We start from the raw sequence: 15,574 nt of genomic DNA, 5'->3' as shown, positions 1-15,574 counted from the left end.
CGTATCGCGCCGCACCCAGCGGGCTCAACCGATTAACCGACGTCACGGGTACTGGGCACCAGTTCGGGTGGTTCGGTGTCGAGGTCGTCGAGGCCGATCAGTCCACATCGGACGACTCGGCGTCGACCGCCTCGGCCCGCCGAACAACACCCGATAGGGTGGCGAACGTCAGCAAGTCACCAACTGGGGATGAACTTTGTACCGATCTTTCCGCATCGGGACCGCCGTTGCCGGTCTGACGATGCTCTCACTCTTGCAGGCGGCTCCCGCGAACGCCATCGCCAACGGCGAGAACGTCGCCGACGGCGAGTACACGTTCTCCACCGCGCTGTCGATGCCCGAGATCACCAGGGGCGACGGCACCACCTACGCCAGCGCGTGCTCCGGCGCGCTCATCTCCGAGCAGTGGATCATCACCGCGGGTCACTGCTTCCACGACGGCGACCGCAACCGCGTCAGCGGTCCGCCGCGCTATCAGGTCACCGCGACCATCGGCCAGGCCACGCTGTCGGGCGATGACGGCGTCAAGGTTGACGTCGTCGACGTCGTGCAGGGCGAGAACGCGGACGTCGCCATCGCCAGGCTCGCCGAGCCGGTCGCCGGCATCGAGCCGCTGAGGGTCAGCGACAGCGCACCCGCCAAGGACGACATCGTGCGCCTCGTCGGCTGGGGCTCGGCCGACGCGACCGCCGACCTCAGCCACCGGCCCGACCGCATGCAGACCGGCCAGTTCACCGTGACCGGCTTCGACGAGCTCGGCGTCAACGTCACGGGGCACGCACCGCAGCGCGACGTGAGCGCGTGCCCATACGACTCGGGCGCCCCGTTCTTCTCCGAGTCCGAGGACGGCACATACGAGCTCGTCGCCACCGAGGTCGGCGGCCCGGACTGCCCGCACGCGGAGGAGGAGGGCGCCGCACGGTCCGACGTGCTCCGCGGCTGGATCATGGAGCACATCCGGTAGCCGTAGCGGGACGAACGAGCCCGGCGCCGCCGACGTGATCACACGCGGCGGCGCCGGATCGGTCTCGAACACGAAAAAACCGCCCTGACCTCTGTCTGGGCGGTTCTGACGGTGGTGGCCAGGGCCGGGGTCGAACCGGCGACCTTCCGCTTTTCAGGCGGACGCTCGTACCAACTGAGCTACCTGGCCGGATACGCCGGCTGGGAGCCGAACGCTCTGGCGACCCTGACGGGACTCGAACCCGCGACCTTCGCCGTGACAGGGCGACGCGCTAACCAACTGCGCCACAGGGCCTTACTGTGTTGCGTACTCCCAACGGGATTCGAACCCGCGTTGCCGCCTTGAAAGGGCGGAGTCCTAGGCCACTAGACGATGGGAGCCCGGCCAGTTCGGCGAACCGACCGACCGCGCTCTCAGGTCTTCCCTGGGAGCGATGACTAGTCTAGGACACCCCCACAACCCCATTAACAGCGGGTACCCCATCCACTCTGACCTGCACAAACCCTCCTTCGGGCCGGACCGGTCGCCGACGAGCGCCCGCGGGTCGCCACCGCGGACAACAGCGTTACGAAAACCTTGTCGTCATGTTTACGAAAGCGAAAGACCCTGTGGCGAAACGCTGTCGCCACCGGCAATCGATTGCCTCAGGAGGGTCTGGACCAGTAACTTGAGCCTCGTGCTGCCCAGGTGCACGACCAGGGGGTGTGCACCTGGGCAGTCTGGGGGCCCAGCACACCACGCCTAGCGTTGCACCGGCGCGTTGCCGTCCTCGTCCGGCTTGAGTCCCAGCATGTCCAGCAGCTGGGCGCAGTCTTCGATCCCACGGGCTCCTCGCGCCACGGCGAGCCTCGCCCTTCGCACCTGGTCGTCGGAGACCCGCGGAGCGTCGGCCTGTCCGGCCCGCTGCGCCGGCACGCCGCCGAGCCCGGCACCCTGCCCTTCTCCCTCGTAACGAAGGAGGAACTGCCGCACTTCCACAGACCCGCTCATGGTTCCTCCAAGGGCTTCTGGATCACCTTGGCCGCGAGGCTAGCCAGCGGGGGAACCCCTCGACAGCCCCCCGCAGAGTGAAGCTCCAAGCACGCTGCGTGGACTTGAGCGGCCATTCGGGGACAGTTCGGAAATGTCGTTCCGGCAACGGAGAAATGACAGGTCGGAGCCCTTTTTCGGACGCAACCCTCGCGGGGCCCGGCCCAGTCATGTAACAATCAACGTGCTGACACACCCCCGGTCAGCGCCTGTGGAGATCCCCTCCGGCCCCCGCGTTCCTCCCCCTGGCGCGGGGGCCTCTCCATTTCCGTACCAATTCGATCTTGCCCGCCGGGAAACGACTCTCGGCTACGGAATGCATTCACCTGCTGGGCCAGGCGAGTAAGCCGCTACTCCAGATGGCACAACTTGGCGAAAAAGAGCGCGACACGCGGTGTGGGTACGGTCACAGGCATATCGCGGCCGAGACACAACCGTTATCGTGTCCGGGTGCCTTTTCCCTCATTCGGACGGCTCAGCAGCCGCACCAACCTCAAGGCAGTGAACGGCGGCCGGCACAGCGGCGCCACCACACAGGACGCGGACCCCGCCGCCGAGGACCACGAGCTGACGAGCTACCTCGCGGCGCTGGCGCCCGAGACCGACCCGGAGAGCACCGGGTCCGGCAGGCGCTTCGGCGACGCGCAGGTCTACCAGCTCCGCATGAACCTCATCGCCAGCCAGCAGCTCAAGGACCTCGCCATCGAGCGCGGCACCTCGCCGCAGGCCCTCGCCCAGGAATGGGTGCTGGAGCGCCTCGCCTGGGAGGCGCAGGCCGGGTCCGACCTCCGCCAGCCGCACCGCGCGCAGACGCCCGAGCGCGAACCGCAGACCGACCAGTACGTCTTCGACCATCAGCAGTGGGACCAGCCCCTTCGCGGCAGCCTCGGCTGACGGACGCTGACCGACACCGACGCGAAAACGATCGAGCCCCCGGCGGAAACTCCGCCGGGGGCTCGATGCAGTCAGGGGGTGACGCCCTTAGAGAGCGCGAACCTTCTGAGCCTGCGGCCCCTTCTGACCCTGGCCGACCTCGAACTCCACTCGCTGGTTCTCCTCGAGCGTGCGGAAGCCGCGACCCTCGATCTCCGAGTAGTGGACGAACACGTCGCCCTCGCCGCCGTCCTGGGCGATGAAGCCGAAGCCCTTCTCGGCGTTGAACCACTTCACAGTGCCTTGCGCCACCGTTTTACTCCTCGTTGCTGTTCCGCATGAACACCGCCGAAGCGATGCCCTGGCCGTCCCGGGCGGTTCCAACGAGACGAGCAAAGAGCGCGGCGGCTCAGGGCTCGCGTCAGAAGTTCCGCGAGTGTGAAGCCACTAACACGCAAAACGACGGCCACCAGGCAGCCTACCGGCTGATGGCCGTTTGCGAACCCCGCAACCGCAGGTTGGTCCAACTGGGCGGACTCTTCCCGGAGAGGTTGCATAATCCGCGGCTCCGCCGATCAACCTTCCCAGTGGGGTGACGGTCGCGCCCAGCAGCCCGGCTTCCACTCACGGAGCGGAACCGCGCCGTCGCCCGCACAGCTGAACTACAACCCGCTGCTGTGGTCGCGGTCACATTTCTCGCGATGCAACGAACGGCTTTCACCGGGCGTCAGTGGGGGTACACGGGGAGATCAAAGGGGCAGTGAACGTGACACACCAACACCGGGGGCCGCGGTTCGGACGCGGCGGGCGCACCGGCGGGCTGCTGGCGCTCGTACTGGCGTTCCTACTGGCACTCACCGCGTGCTCGGGTGAGGGCGGCGGAGGGGAAAGCCCCCAGCAGCAAGGAGAGCCCGGCGACCAGTCGGCTCCGGCGGCCAAGGTCGTCGCGCAGCCCGCCGACGGAGCGCAGGGCGTCGCACCGCGGGACGCCGTGAAGGTCTCGGTCACCGACGGCACCATCGAGACGGTCGCGCTGAAGAACCCGGAGGGCAAGGAGGTCGCGGGCGAACTCGCCGCCGACAAGCGGAGCTGGTCGGTCACCGAGCCGCTCGGGTACGACAAGACCTACACGTGGTCCGGGACCGCCGTGAACTCAGAGGGCGAGCCGACGCCGATCGCGGGCTCGTTCACCACGGTGTCACCCTCGGCGACCATGGGCGGGCGGCTGAACGTCGGCGACGGCAAGACCTACGGCGTCGCCATGCCGATCACGCTGACCTTCGACAGCCCGGTCACCGACAAGGCGGCCGTCGAGCGGGCCCTCTCGGTGGAGACCACGCCGAAGACCGAGGGCTCGTGGGCGTGGCTGGAGGGCGACACGTCGGTGCACTGGCGGCCCAAGGAGTACTGGCAGCCGGGCACGCAGGTCGCGGTCAAGGCGCTGATCTACGGGGTGCCCATGGGCGACGGCGCCTACGGAGAGGCCGACCTGACCTCCAACTTCACCATCGGCCGCTCGCAGGTCGTGAAGGCCAACACGCAGACCCACCGGATGCGGGTGTACCGCGACGGGCAGCTCGTAGCCGACTACCCCGCGAGCTTCGGGCTCGACTCCGATCCCGGCCGGGTCACGCGCAGCGGCACGCACGTCGTGATGAGCAAGCACTCGACGTACTTCATGAACAACCCGGGCTACGGCTACGAGGACTTCGAGGTGAGCTGGGCCGTGCGGATCTCGAACAACGGGGAGTTCACGCACGCGGCGCCGTGGTCGGTCGGCGACCAGGGGTCGAACAACGTCTCACACGGCTGTATCAACCTGTCCGACGCCAACGCCAAGGAGTACTTCGACAGCGCGCTCATCGGCGACCCGGTGGAGATCGAGGGCAGCACCCAGCAGCTGGGCCCGAAGGACGGCGACTACCACGACTGGACCTACTCCTGGGAGGAGTGGACCTCCATGTCGGCGCTGAACGGCTGACGAACGGGTCGAAGGGCGCCGGGAGACCCAGATCTCCCGGCGCCTCGTCATGTTCCGGACAAAAGCCGTTGCCCAAGTGGCACCATGCTTGAAATTTTCCGACACTGATTGAACAACGCAAGCCAGTGCCGGGAGGTCCCCAATGCCGGAGGACGCAGCACCCCAGACACAGGGTGCGACCTACGAACCTGATCCGAAAGATGTCCGCAAGGCCGTCGCAGGCTCGGCGATGGGCAACTGCATCGAGTGGTACGACTTCGGTGTCTTCGGCTTCATGCCTGCCATCCTCGGCCAGGTCTTCTTCAACGCGGGCAGCACGTCGGAAGGCGCACTCGCGACCTTCGCGGTGCTCGCGGTGACGTTCGTCATTCGACCGTTCGGCAGCTTCGTGCTCGGCCCGCTCGGCGACAAGCTCGGCAGGCAGCGGGTGCTCGCGCTGACCGTCATCCTCATGTCGGGCTCCACGTTCGCGATCGGCCTCCTGCCCTCGTGGGAACAGATCGGTCCCGCCGCCGCGGTGCTCGTGATCCTGCTGCGGGCCCTCCAGGGCTTCTCCGCAGGCGGCGAGTACGGCGGCGCGGCCACGTTCATCGCCGAGTACGCGCCCAACAAGCGGCGCGGCTTCCTCGGCAGCTGGCTGGAGTTCGGCACCCTCGTCGGGTTCTTCCTCGGCGCGGGCGTGGTGACGCTCTCGACCGTGCTCCTCGGCGAGGAGACCATGCAGCAGTGGGGCTGGCGCATCCCGTTCCTGATCGCGGGCCCCCTCGGCCTCGTCGGTCTGTACCTGCGGAACAAGCTCGAGGACACCCCGGTGTTCCGCGAGATCGAGAACCAGAAGAAGGTCTCCAAGTCTCCGCTGAAGGAGCTGCTCACCCAGCACTGGAAGTCGATCCTGCACCTCATCGGCCTGGTGATCCTGCTCAACGTCGGCGACTGGATCATGCTCGCCTACGTCGAGACGTACCTGAAGGACGTGCTCGGCATGAAGGGCGACGCGCCGCTGCTGATCGTGATGGGCGTGATCCTCGCGATGCTCGTGGTGATCGTGCCGATCGGCAGCCTCTCCGACCGCATCGGCCGCAAGCCGATCCTCATCGCCTGCTGTGCGGGCTTCCTGCTGCTCCCGATCCCGGCGTTCACGCTCATGGAGAACAGCGTGGGCGAGAACGGCAGCGTCAACGCGGCCATGCTCGTCGGCGGCCTCGCGATGATCGGCGCCTGCCTGGTGCTGTTCCTCGCCGTCGTCGCGTCCACGCTGCCTGCGATGTTCCCCACACAGGTCCGCTACGGCGCCTTCTCCATCGGCTACAACGTGTCGACGGCGCTGTTCGCCGGAACCGCGCCCTATGTCGTCGGCTCGCTCGTCGACGCGACCGGCAACACCCTGTGGCCCGCGTTCTACCTGATGGGAGCCGCCGCGATCGCGACGGTCCCGGTGTTGCTCCTGCCGGAGACCAACGGCGTCTCGATGCGCGGGATCGTCAGCTCGCGCCAGTGCGAGAGCACCACCACCACGCCGTCCGCACCGGCAACCGGCTAACTTGGCCGGGTGAGCAACGCTGGACAGAGCTGGCCGCCGGTGGAGACCGAGCCGGCGGTTCCCCACCCGAAGGCCCCGCAGCCGGGCAGCAAGCTGGGTGTGCACTACTCGCACTGCTTCGGCTGCGGGGACGAGGTGGAGGTAGGTCTACACCTCCAGTCGTCGGTCACCGACGGCCCCGAGGTGGTGTCGGAGTTCGCCGTCACCGAGGCCCACCAGGGCGCACCGGGGCTGGCGCACGGCGGGCTGCTGGCCTGCGCGTTCGACGAGGCGCTCGGCGCGGCGGTCGGCAACCTGCTGCGCAAGCCCGCGGTGACCGCCAAGCTGGAGACCGACTTCGTGCGCCCGGTGCCGGTCGGCTCGACGCTGTTCATCACGGCCAGGCTTGACGGTGTCGCGGGCCGCAAGACCTACGCGAGTGCCGACGGCAGGCTCGACGCGGGCGACGGCCCGGTCGCGGTCCGCGCGCGCGGCCTGTTCGTCACGGTGGGGGTCGAGCACTTCACGACGCACGGTGACAAGGACGCACTCGAGAAGCTCGCCGCGTCGGCTCGTCGCAGACGCGAGGAATGGGACATCAACCCCTGATGTTCATCCTCGTGGCGAGCGCCCTGCTCGCCGTCGTACACCTGTATCTGTGGAAGCGTCTGGTGGCCGACACCACCGGCCGCGGCACGCGCGCCCGCCGCATCGGCACGGCGGCGCTCGTGATGCTGATGCTGCTGATGGTCGCCGCGCTCACGCTGGGCACGACCATCGACCCGGCGATCGCGCAGTGGTTCGCCTGGCCCGGCTACCTGTGGCTGGCACTGTTCTTCTACCTGCTGCTGGCACTGCTGGTGCTGGAGATCCCCCGGCTGTTCCTGCGCCGCTGGGTGCGTGGGGAGCCGCAACCGGAGACCGACGGGCCGAAGGGCGTCAGCAGGCGCGTGGTGCTGGCCAGGGGCAGCGCGGCGGTGGCTGGCGTGGTGGCCACGGGCTTCGTCGGCTATGGCGTCACGGTCGCGACGGGAGCGCCGACGGTGACGCGGGTGCCGATCTCGCTGCGCAGGCTCGACCCGCGCGCGGCGGGCTGCCGCATCGCGCTGATCAGCGACGTGCACCTCGGGCCGATCGTCGGCCGCTCGTTCACCGAGCGGATCGTGGAGCTGATCAACGCCGAGCGTCCCGACCTGGTCGCCATCGCGGGCGACCTCGTGGACGGCGACGTGGAGCACCTCGCGGAGGCCGCGGCTCCGCTTGCGGACCTGCGGAGCACGCACGGCACGTTCTACGTGACCGGCAACCACGAGTACTACTCGGGCTATCGCCAGTGGGTGGACCACCTGCCGTCGCTGGGCGTACGGCCGCTGCGCAACGAGCACGTCGACATCGAGCACAACGGCGGGGTGTTCCAGCTGGCCGGCATCAACGACCACACCGGCTACCAGTGGCAGGATCCCGGCGACGTCGCCCGTGCCGTGGAGGGCAGGGACCCCGACCGTGCCGTGGTGATGCTCGCGCACCAGCCGCGCGACGTGCCGGGCGCCGTCGACCACGACGTGGACCTGATGCTCGCCGGGCACACCCACGGCGGGCAGCTGTCGCCGTTCGAGCTCGCGGTGAGCCTCCAGCAGGGCGCCGTCGCCGGGTCCTACACGTTCGGCGACACGAAGATGTACGTCACGCGCGGCGCAGGCTTCTGGGGCCCGCCGGTGCGGGTCGGCGCTCCGCCCGACATCACGATCGTGGAGCTCACTAAGTGAGCGTGCGGGGGCGGATCGCGTTGGCCTTGTCGACCAGCTCGATCCGCTGCTCCGCGCTGCCCGCCAGCCTCGCCAGCGCGCGGTAGCAGCGTTCGAGGCCGAACCGCAGCTCCCGCTCGGAGAGGTCGCAGCCGAGCACCTTCGCGCCCTGCGCCCGCCCGTTGCCGGAGCCGCCGGAGGAGACCCAGTGGAAGGCGGCCTCCAGCACCTCGGCCGACAGCCTCGTGCGGCGCTCGGCGTCGAGCGCGAGACGCTCCAGCCTGGCGCCCGCGTCGACGATGTCGCGTTCCCTCGTGTCCTGCGCGCCGCCGCCCGTGATCCTCGTCTTGATCTTGATGGCGGCGACCTGTGCGGCGACGTGGTGCGTCGACGACGACGGCACCGACTCCAGCACCTCGATCGCGCTCGCGCGGGCCCCCTGCGCGAGGTACACCCTCGCGAGCCCGAACGCGGCGCTCACGTAGGAGCGGTCGGTGCGCCACACCAGCTCGTAGAGCCGGGAGGCGTTGAAGTAGTCGCCCACGCTCTCCGCGCTGAACGCCATCGCGAGCTTCGGCGCGATCTCGCCGGGCAGCTCGTCGTACACCGAGTCGAACGCCACGTGCGCGACGCGGGGCCTGCCGCCCGCGAGCTCGATGAGCCCCCGGTACCAGTCGATGCGCCAGTCGTGCGGGTACCCGGCCTTGATCGCGAGGTACTGCGCGGCCTGCAGCTGCCGGTTCGCCTCGGCCAGCTCGCCGAGCTCGATGCGGGCGCGCACGATGCGCAGCCGCACCTCGATCGACTCCCGGGGCGCGCCCGCGAGCGCCTCGATGGCCGTCCTCGGGTCGGCCGACGCCGTGGTGGCGAGCACGCCCGCACCGGCGTCGTCGGTGTGCACCTGCGGGATCGGCAGCCCGGCGACCACCTCGGCGGGGTCGGGCAGCGGCACGCTCTGTCCCGGCTCGGGCACCACCATGTCGACGCCGAACGTGTTGGTCTCCGGACCATACACATTGGACGGTGCGGGCCGCTGCTTGCGGGTGCCCAGCGACATGATCTCGCGCAGCACGCCGGTGAGCTGGTCGGCCATGTCCTCGGCGGAGACGAACCGGCGGTCCGGGTCCGCGTGCGTCGCGCGGCGCAGGAACCGGTAGTAGGAGCCGAACAGCTTGAACAACGGGACGTCGTCCTGGCTCGGCAGGGTCGTCTTGTACTTCGTGGTGTAGCCCGTGAACTCGAAGCTCAGCACCGCGAGCGTCCGGCCGACCGTGAACAGGTCGGAGGCCACCGACGCGCCGCGCGTCGGCAGCTCGGGGGCGCTGTAACCGGTGGTGAAGAACAGCGGGCTCGAATAGTCGTCCATGCGGCGCACGGCACCGAGGTCGATGAGCTTCAGCTGCTCGTGGGTCTGGATCACGTTGTCGGGCTTGAGGTCGCAGTAGAGCAGGCCCTGCGAGTGCAGGTAGCCCAGCGCGGGCAGGATCTCCAGCCCGTAGGCGATCACCTGCCCGATCGGCAGCGGCTCGGCCCGCCCGGTCTCCCGGTGGTGGGCGAGTGCGAGCTGCCGCAGCGACTGCCCTCCGACGTACTCCATCACGATGTAGCCGACGGACGTGCCCGTGTCGGGATCGGGGTGCTGCACGAAGTTGTAGATGCGGACGATGTTGGCGTGCTCGACCTCGGCGAGGAAGCGGGTCTCGTTGACGGCGGCCGCCATCGCGGTGGCGTCCCCGGTGTCGATCAGTCCTTTGAGGACGACCCACCGGTCGTTGACGTTATGGTCCTGCGCGAGGTAGATCCAGCCGAGCCCGCCGTAGGCGAGCGCGCCGAGTACCTCGTACTGCCCGCCGACCAGCTCGTGCGGCTGGAGCTTCGGCACGAACGAGAACCGCGTGCCGCATTTCTCGCACACGCCCTGTGGGTTGCCGGGCTCGCCGTCGCGGCCGCGGCCGACCTTGGCGCCGCAGTTGCCGCAGAACCGCTTCTCCTCGGAGACCATCGGGTTCGTCAGCACCGCCGACGCCGGGTCGCGGTAGGGCACCTGCGGCACCTCGACCAGGCCCGCGCCGAGCCTGCCGCGGCGGGCCGTGCGCGAGCCCGTGCGACGGGACGTGCCGGGGAACGCGCCCGATCCGGTGCCGGGGCCCGTGCCCGCACCGGTTCCGGGGACGATGCCGCCGCTGGTGCTCGGCGGCAGGACGCTCTCCGTGCCGGGGTCGGGTAGCGTGCCCGGTCCGGACGGCTCCGGCGGCGGCGCGGGTGGCGTGATGCTCTCCGTCGCGGGCGCGGGCGCCGCGAGCACGCTCGTGGGCTGCGGCTCGCTGTTGCCCTGCCAGTGCGGAGTCATGACCTGCGTGTTCGGCGCGACCGGCACGGGCGGTGGCGCCGCGGGCCGCGCGGGCGGCTCGGCCGGGGACGGCTGCGAGCCGGTGAGGACCTCCGGTGGCTGCGTCCAGCCGCTGCTCTCCGGCTCGTCGTCCGGCGCGGCGTGCCGAGGACGGCGTGGCTCATCCGACACTGCTGCTACCTCCGGGAGCTGTCACTGATAGTTGGGGGCGGGCGGGCCTGCGGGGCCGAGGCGTTCCAGCAGCCACCTGTTGTAGCTCTGCTGCCACGCGCCGCCGCGCACCCGCTCCAGCACGGCGTTGACGAAGCGGACCATGTCCTCGTTCTCCTTCGGCACGCCGATGCCGTAGAGCTCGTCGGTGAAGCGCTCGCCGACGATCTTGACCGTGGGGTCCTGCTCGGCCATCCCGGCGAGAATGGTGTCGTCCGTGGACACCGCCTCGACCTGGCCCTGCTGCAACATCACCAGGCAGTCGGACCAGTCGTCCACCGACACCGGGACCGGCTTCGGGTCGGCCGCGGCGATGTTCTTCAGCGACGTGGACTCCTTGGCGGCGCACACGCGCTTGCCGCCGAGGTCCTGGATGCCCTTCACGGTGGAGTGTTTGTCGACGAGCACTTTCTGCCCGGCGATGTAGTACACGGTGGAGAAGGAGATGTCCTCGAGTCGCTCGCACGTGATCGAGAACGTGCGCACGACGATGTCGACGTCGCCGTTCTGCAGCGCGGGAATGCGCTGGGCCGAGGTGATCGCCCGGAACTGCACGGCGTTGGGGTCGCCGAAGATCTCGCGCGCGACCTCCCTGGCGATGTCGATGTCGAAGCCCTCCAGCGCGCCCGTGGTGGGGTTGCGGAAGCCGAAGAGGAAGGTGTTCTGGTCGACGCCGACGCTGAGGTAGCCGCGATCGCGGATCTCGTCCATCGTGGACCCGGACTCGATGGCCCCGTTCGGCGGGAGGCTCGCGGTCGGGTCGCAGCTGGTGTCGCCTGCGCCCCCGCCCTCGACGTCGTTCTCCACGGCGGCGTTGGCGGGCTGGGGCCGCTCGACGGAACCGACGGGAGCCGGATCCACGGGCGCACCCGGCGACCCGCAGCCCGCGATCAGCAGCGCGAGCGCCGACAGCGCGACGCCAAGTCGTTTCGTAGGTGTCATCAGCGGTACTCCCGCAGCCTTTCCCGGATGCCCAGCGTGATACCCAGCGCGGCGATCACGGCGAGAACCGCGAAGCCCGGCGCCAGCAGCACCAGCGCGCGCGAGGCGTTGGTCGTGTCGTCGAGGAAGGACTGCCGCCCCGATTCGATCGCGGCGGCCAGCTCCTGGTCGAGGCGGTTGAACGCGGCGGCCGCGGTGCGGTCCTGCGAGCCGTCGATCGCCATCTGCACCGCGCCGTCGTAGTTGCCGGAGCCGTCCAGTTCGCGCAGCTCGGCGTGGGCCTCGCGCCACGCGGTCGCGTGCGTGATGGCCGAGTCGACGTGCCCAGCCGAGGGCAGGCCCTCCGAACGGTCCGCCGCCTCGCCGAGCAGGCCGCCGTTGCCGTCCTCACCCACGAGCCGCCCCATCAGCTGCGTGTACTCCTCCTGGTACGACTCGCCACCGCCGCGCGCGACGAGCGTCAGCGTCTCGTCCGCGCGGGCCTGCAGCGCGGCGATCCTGGCGCGCACGAGCAGATCGGACTGTTCGGTGCCGTCGCTGCCGCCGCTGCTGACGAGGACGCTCTGCACGGTGAGCGCCGCGGCGCTCCACAGGATCGCGATGCCCACGGCGACCGTGGCCACCACGAGGCCGACGTTGAAGACGCGGTTGGTCTTGCGCTTGAGGTGGATCTGCGTGCCGATGAGCGCGCCGAGCAGGCCGAGCACGAGCAGGGCGGTGAGCCACGGGACGCCGGTGGCGTCGTCCTGCTCCTCGGCGAGCCGGTCGGTGTCGATCTCGTACAGTTCCTGCGCGGCCGGCAGGATCTTCGCCCGCATCAGCTCGGACGCCTCCCGCAGGTACGCCGCGCCTGCGGGGAAGCCCTGCCGGTTGTTGGCACGCGCGGTCTCGACCAGCCCGGTGTAGACCGGCAGCTGCTGGCTGAGGATCTCGACCTGCCTCGCCGCCTCGGCGACCCCGCCAGAGTCCGACGCCGCCCTCGCGAGCGCCGCGCCCGCCTTGGCGATGTCCAGTGCGTAGCGCTCCCGCAGCTCGGGCGGCTCCGAGCCGGTGGAGAGGAACGCGCTCGCCGCCGTGGCGTCGGCGTCGGACAGCGACCGGTAGACCTCCTGCGCGGACGCCGCGAGCGGCTCCCTGTGGTGGATCAGATCGTCGATCGTGTTCGCGCGGTTCTGCACGGACACCGTGCCGATCACGCCCGTGAGCAGGGCCAGCACGATGAGTCCGGTCGCGATGAGCGAGAGCCTGCCGGGGGTGGTCGCGGCAGAGCGGGTGATGCCGCGGACCGCGTTGCCCGGCAGTTCGAGCAGCCAGGCGAGCCCCGAGCGCGCACCACGCGGCTCCTCCGGGGGCACCGGGGGCACGGGCTGCGCAGGGGGTGCGGGCACACCCGGACCGCGAGGGGTCACGGTGCTCGTCATCGCGTTCCTCCACCCAGTTCCAGCACCCGCATGACCGTAGCCGAGTCCCGGCAACGAGAACCACGGACTCCACGAACGGACCAAGATCGTGGCGGGGCTGTAATCGAGCGCCCGCGGCGGAGGGCGGAGCGCCTCAGCGAGACAGCCGACTGGTATTACTATACCAACAGGTGCTAGTGTGCCGGTATAGTAATACCGACACCCTGTGACGCGAGGTATCCGTGATCGAACTGAAGACGCCCGCGGAAATCGAACGCATGCACGTGGCAGGGCGCTTCGTCGCCGAGGTCCTCTCCGAGGTCGGCAGGCGCGCCGACGTCGGCGTCAACCTCCTCGACCTCGAGCACCACGTGCGCGGCATGATCAAACGACGCGGCGCGGAGTCGTGCTACTGGGACTACGCGCCGTCCTTCGGCAAGGGCCCGTTCCGCAACGTCATCTGCCTTTCCGTCAACGACGCCGTCCTGCACGGCCTGCCCCACGACTACACACTGCGCGACGGTGACGTGCTCAGCGCGGACCTCGCGGTGAGCATCGACGGCTGGGTCGCCGACTCGGCGCGCACGATCGTCGTCGGGACCGCCGCCGAGGAGGACCTGCGGCTCATCCGCGCCACCGAGGAAGCCCTGGAGGCGGCGATCGAGGTGGCGCGCCCCGGCAACCGCCTCGGTGACATCTCCGCGGCGATCTGGGCGGTGGCCCGCGACCACGGCTATCCGGTGAACACCGAGTTCGGCGGGCACGCCATCGGCCGCACCATGCACGAGGACCTCCACGTCCCCAACAAGGGCAAGGCAGGCCGCGGCCTGAAGCTCCGGCCGGGGCTCACGCTCGCGCTCGAACCCTGGTTCGCCCGCACGACCGACCGGATCGTCTACGACCCCGACGGCTGGACCATCCGGTCGGCCGACGGCTCACGCACGGCCCACTCCGAGCACACGGTCGCCATCACCGAGGACGGCCCCTTGGTGCTCACGCGGCGGGAAGCGGAGTCCGCCGCGCGTCCCTCCACAACAGACGGCTAGGTCGTGTCTGACAATCCTCTGCCGTGCGAGCGTGGATCAGCGTGGTGGCTCGTAAGGCGGAGGGAAGCCCTCGTACCGGGTCGTACTCGGGCCTTCCTCCAACGCATGCCCCGGGCGCGGGTGCCCGCGCAGCCGGCGACGGGATTGTCAGACGCGGCCTAATACTGCAACGGCAGTTAGGTGAGTGGGTGGCCGCGGCGTTTGTAGTGGCTGAGCCGGGCTTGGTGTTGTCGTCGGCGGCGCCAGCGGGACCAGGCCCAGACGTGGTGAGCGGTGTCGGTGACACGCAAGACCAACTTGGTGAGCAGGCGCCGGATCTCCGGTAGCGTGAACCCGATCATGCCCGGCTCAGCGACGTCAGCTCCCCTTTTGTGGCGAGGGATCGGGAGACGGCGAGCCAGGCGTGGGCGAGCATCGACAGGGTGATGTGGGCATACCACGCTCGCCAGGACCGGACCTGATATTGATCGAGTCCAGCTTCGTTCTTGGCTTGCTGGAAGCACTCCTCGATCCGCCAGCGAGCTCCGGCGATCCAGGCCAGATCCAGCAGGGTGGAGCGGCGGGGTCCGTAGCAGACGTAGTAGGCGATCTCGGTCGGGTCCGAGAGCGAGCGGCGGGCGAGCAGCCAGTGCCCGCGCCCGGCCTGCCAGCCGATCCGGATCGGCACCCGCGCCCAGTCATACTCTCGTGGCCCGTGTGCCCCGGCCCCGACCGACAACCGCCGCCACGCCCGAGCGGGCAACTCCGCGATCAGCTCATCGGCTCGGGCCTCGCCACCGCCGGTGGTGACCAGGGTGTCGTTGACCTTGGTGGCCAGCACGTGCGCGGCATCGTGGGCTTCCAGCCACAACCGCAGGTACTTGACCTGCCCATACGCCTCATCAGCAGTGATCCACGCGAACGGCACCTTCGCGGCGAACGCCCGCGCCAGCATCGCCATGGCTTGACGCGGCTTGGTCTCGAACTCGGTGCCCTCCGGGATCGCTGCCCGCCGGCACCGGTCCTGGTCGGCGATCCACGGCTCGGGCAGATACAGCTCCCGGTCGATCAGCGCATGCCCACGAGACGAGGCATAGGCAAGAAACGTGCCGATCTGGCAGTTCTCGATCCGACCGGCTGTTCCCGAGTACTGCCGCTGCACCCCGGCCGAGCGCGTGCCCTTCTTCAGGAACCCGGTGTCGTCCACGATCAGCACGCCACCGGGCTCGCCGAGGTGCTCGATGACATAGTCGCGAACGTCGTCCCGGACCCCGTCGATGTCCCAGTCCGCCCAGCGCAGCAGCCGCTGCATCCCATCCGGGGACACCTCCCCGGCCTGCTCGGCCAGCGTCCAGCCGTTCTTCCGCTCCAACCCTGCGACCAGGCCCGATACGTACTCCCTAGCCCGATTCCGCGGTTCAGACCGTCCGAACCGGCCCGCGATCCGCTCGTGCACCCGGTCCAGCTGATCCATCACCACATCGACCACCACCGGGATGATCTACCACAACACCGCCAACTGCCGTTGCAGTACTA

General features: G+C 69.5%; 13 protein-coding genes and 3 tRNA genes. 7 read left to right on the top strand and 9 right to left on the bottom strand.

Annotation, left to right across the window (positions count from 1 at the left end):
* Window positions 1-241: 241 nt before the first annotated feature.
* Window positions 242-964: a trypsin-like serine protease gene (locus BA062_RS24505; RefSeq protein ID WP_110340652.1), complete on the top strand. Its 723-nt coding sequence runs from the start codon at window positions 242-244 to the stop codon at window positions 962-964.
* Between the two features lie 112 nt (window positions 965-1,076).
* Here the strand turns inward: BA062_RS24505 and BA062_RS24500 are convergent.
* The 4 genes from BA062_RS24500 to BA062_RS24485 form a co-directional block, all read right to left on the bottom strand.
* Window positions 1,077-1,153, bottom strand: a tRNA-Phe gene (locus tag BA062_RS24500).
* 28 nt (window positions 1,154-1,181) lie between these two features.
* Window positions 1,182-1,258: transfer RNA gene (locus BA062_RS24495), tRNA-Asp, on the bottom strand.
* A 13-nt stretch (window positions 1,259-1,271) separates the two neighbouring features.
* Window positions 1,272-1,344, bottom strand: a tRNA-Glu gene (locus tag BA062_RS24490).
* 361 nt (window positions 1,345-1,705) lie between these two features.
* Window positions 1,706-1,954, bottom strand: a complete 249-nt coding sequence (locus tag BA062_RS24485) for a hypothetical protein (RefSeq protein WP_110340650.1) — start codon at window positions 1,952-1,954, stop codon at window positions 1,706-1,708.
* A gap of 489 nt (window positions 1,955-2,443) precedes the next feature.
* On the opposite strand from BA062_RS24485, the gene BA062_RS24480 reads away from it, so the two are divergent.
* Complete coding sequence (locus BA062_RS24480; protein ID WP_110340648.1) at window positions 2,444-2,887, top strand: hypothetical protein; 444 nt, start codon at window positions 2,444-2,446, stop codon at window positions 2,885-2,887.
* Window positions 2,888-2,974: 87 nt separating this feature from the next.
* On the opposite strand, the gene BA062_RS24475 is transcribed toward BA062_RS24480, so the two are convergent.
* On the bottom strand, window positions 2,975-3,178 hold the full coding sequence (locus tag BA062_RS24475) for a cold-shock protein (RefSeq protein WP_009156738.1): 204 nt from the start codon (window positions 3,176-3,178) through the stop codon (window positions 2,975-2,977).
* 454 nt (window positions 3,179-3,632) lie between these two features.
* On the opposite strand from BA062_RS24475, the gene BA062_RS24470 reads away from it, so the two are divergent.
* The 4 genes from BA062_RS24470 (at window position 3,633) to BA062_RS24455 (ending at window position 8,132) form a co-directional block, all read left to right on the top strand.
* Window positions 3,633-4,847, top strand: a complete 1,215-nt coding sequence (locus BA062_RS24470; protein ID WP_245959983.1) for a L,D-transpeptidase — start codon at window positions 3,633-3,635, stop codon at window positions 4,845-4,847.
* Between the two features lie 142 nt (window positions 4,848-4,989).
* Window positions 4,990-6,387, top strand: a complete 1,398-nt coding sequence (locus tag BA062_RS24465) for an MFS transporter (RefSeq protein WP_110340646.1) — start codon at window positions 4,990-4,992, stop codon at window positions 6,385-6,387.
* Window positions 6,388-6,396: 9 nt separating this feature from the next.
* On the top strand, window positions 6,397-6,975 hold the full coding sequence (locus BA062_RS24460) for a PaaI family thioesterase (RefSeq protein ID WP_210406985.1): 579 nt from the start codon (window positions 6,397-6,399) through the stop codon (window positions 6,973-6,975).
* Window positions 6,975-8,132 carry a metallophosphoesterase gene (locus BA062_RS24455; RefSeq protein ID WP_110340642.1) on the top strand — a complete coding sequence of 386 codons (1,158 nt, stop codon included), beginning with the start codon at window positions 6,975-6,977 and terminating at the stop codon, window positions 8,130-8,132. The genes BA062_RS24460 and BA062_RS24455 overlap by 1 nt, the downstream gene beginning before the upstream one ends.
* Here the strand turns inward: BA062_RS24455 and BA062_RS24450 are convergent.
* Genes BA062_RS24450 through BA062_RS24440 form a run of 3 tightly spaced genes read right to left on the bottom strand, consistent with a single transcriptional unit; the run spans window position 8,125 to window position 13,034 of the window.
* Window positions 8,125-10,632: a serine/threonine-protein kinase gene (locus BA062_RS24450; RefSeq protein WP_110340640.1), complete on the bottom strand. Its 2,508-nt coding sequence runs from the start codon at window positions 10,630-10,632 to the stop codon at window positions 8,125-8,127. The two genes, BA062_RS24455 and BA062_RS24450, sit on opposite strands and share 8 nt — an antisense overlap.
* Before the next feature lie 21 nt (window positions 10,633-10,653).
* Complete coding sequence (locus tag BA062_RS24445) at window positions 10,654-11,613, bottom strand: glutamate ABC transporter substrate-binding protein (protein WP_110340638.1); 960 nt, start codon at window positions 11,611-11,613, stop codon at window positions 10,654-10,656.
* Window positions 11,613-13,034 (bottom strand): hypothetical protein, encoded by a 1,422-nt coding sequence (locus BA062_RS24440; protein ID WP_110340636.1) that lies wholly within the window; start codon window positions 13,032-13,034, stop codon window positions 11,613-11,615. Before BA062_RS24440 ends, BA062_RS24445 begins: the two co-directional genes overlap by 1 nt.
* A gap of 221 nt (window positions 13,035-13,255) precedes the next feature.
* Between BA062_RS24440 and map the strand changes: the two genes are divergently transcribed.
* On the top strand, window positions 13,256-14,059 hold the full coding sequence (gene map / locus BA062_RS24435; protein ID WP_110340634.1) for a type I methionyl aminopeptidase: 804 nt from the start codon (window positions 13,256-13,258) through the stop codon (window positions 14,057-14,059).
* A gap of 337 nt (window positions 14,060-14,396) precedes the next feature.
* On the opposite strand, the gene BA062_RS24430 is transcribed toward map, so the two are convergent.
* The gene (locus tag BA062_RS24430; RefSeq protein ID WP_110337431.1) at window positions 14,397-15,530 is read right to left on the bottom strand and encodes an IS701 family transposase; all 1,134 of its coding nucleotides are present in this window, start codon (window positions 15,528-15,530) and stop codon (window positions 14,397-14,399) included.
* Window positions 15,531-15,574: the final 44 nt, after the last annotated feature.

It is taken from the genome of Prauserella flavalba (assembly GCF_003202235.1).
In the GTDB taxonomy this organism is placed as follows: domain Bacteria; phylum Actinomycetota; class Actinomycetes; order Mycobacteriales; family Pseudonocardiaceae; genus Prauserella_A; species Prauserella_A flavalba.
Note: the sequence above shows the minus strand (reverse complement) of the source record. Positions and strands in the feature narration are given on the sequence as shown.

Bases quoted from the DNA above. Each gene is read 5' to 3' on its own strand.
- BA062_RS24445 (WP_110340638.1), bottom strand. From the start codon at position 11,613: ATGACACCTACGAAACGACTTGGCGTCGCGCTGTCGGCGCTCGCGCTG.
- BA062_RS24465 (WP_110340646.1), top strand. From the start codon at position 4,990: ATGCCGGAGGACGCAGCACCCCAGACACAGGGTGCGACCTACGAACCT.
- BA062_RS24455 (WP_110340642.1), top strand. From the start codon at position 6,975: ATGTTCATCCTCGTGGCGAGCGCCCTGCTCGCCGTCGTACACCTGTAT.
- BA062_RS24485 (WP_110340650.1), bottom strand. From the start codon at position 1,954: ATGAGCGGGTCTGTGGAAGTGCGGCAGTTCCTCCTTCGTTACGAGGGA.
- BA062_RS24505 (WP_110340652.1), top strand. From the start codon at position 242: ATGCTCTCACTCTTGCAGGCGGCTCCCGCGAACGCCATCGCCAACGGC.
- BA062_RS24440 (WP_110340636.1), bottom strand. From the start codon at position 13,034: ATGACGAGCACCGTGACCCCTCGCGGTCCGGGTGTGCCCGCACCCCCT.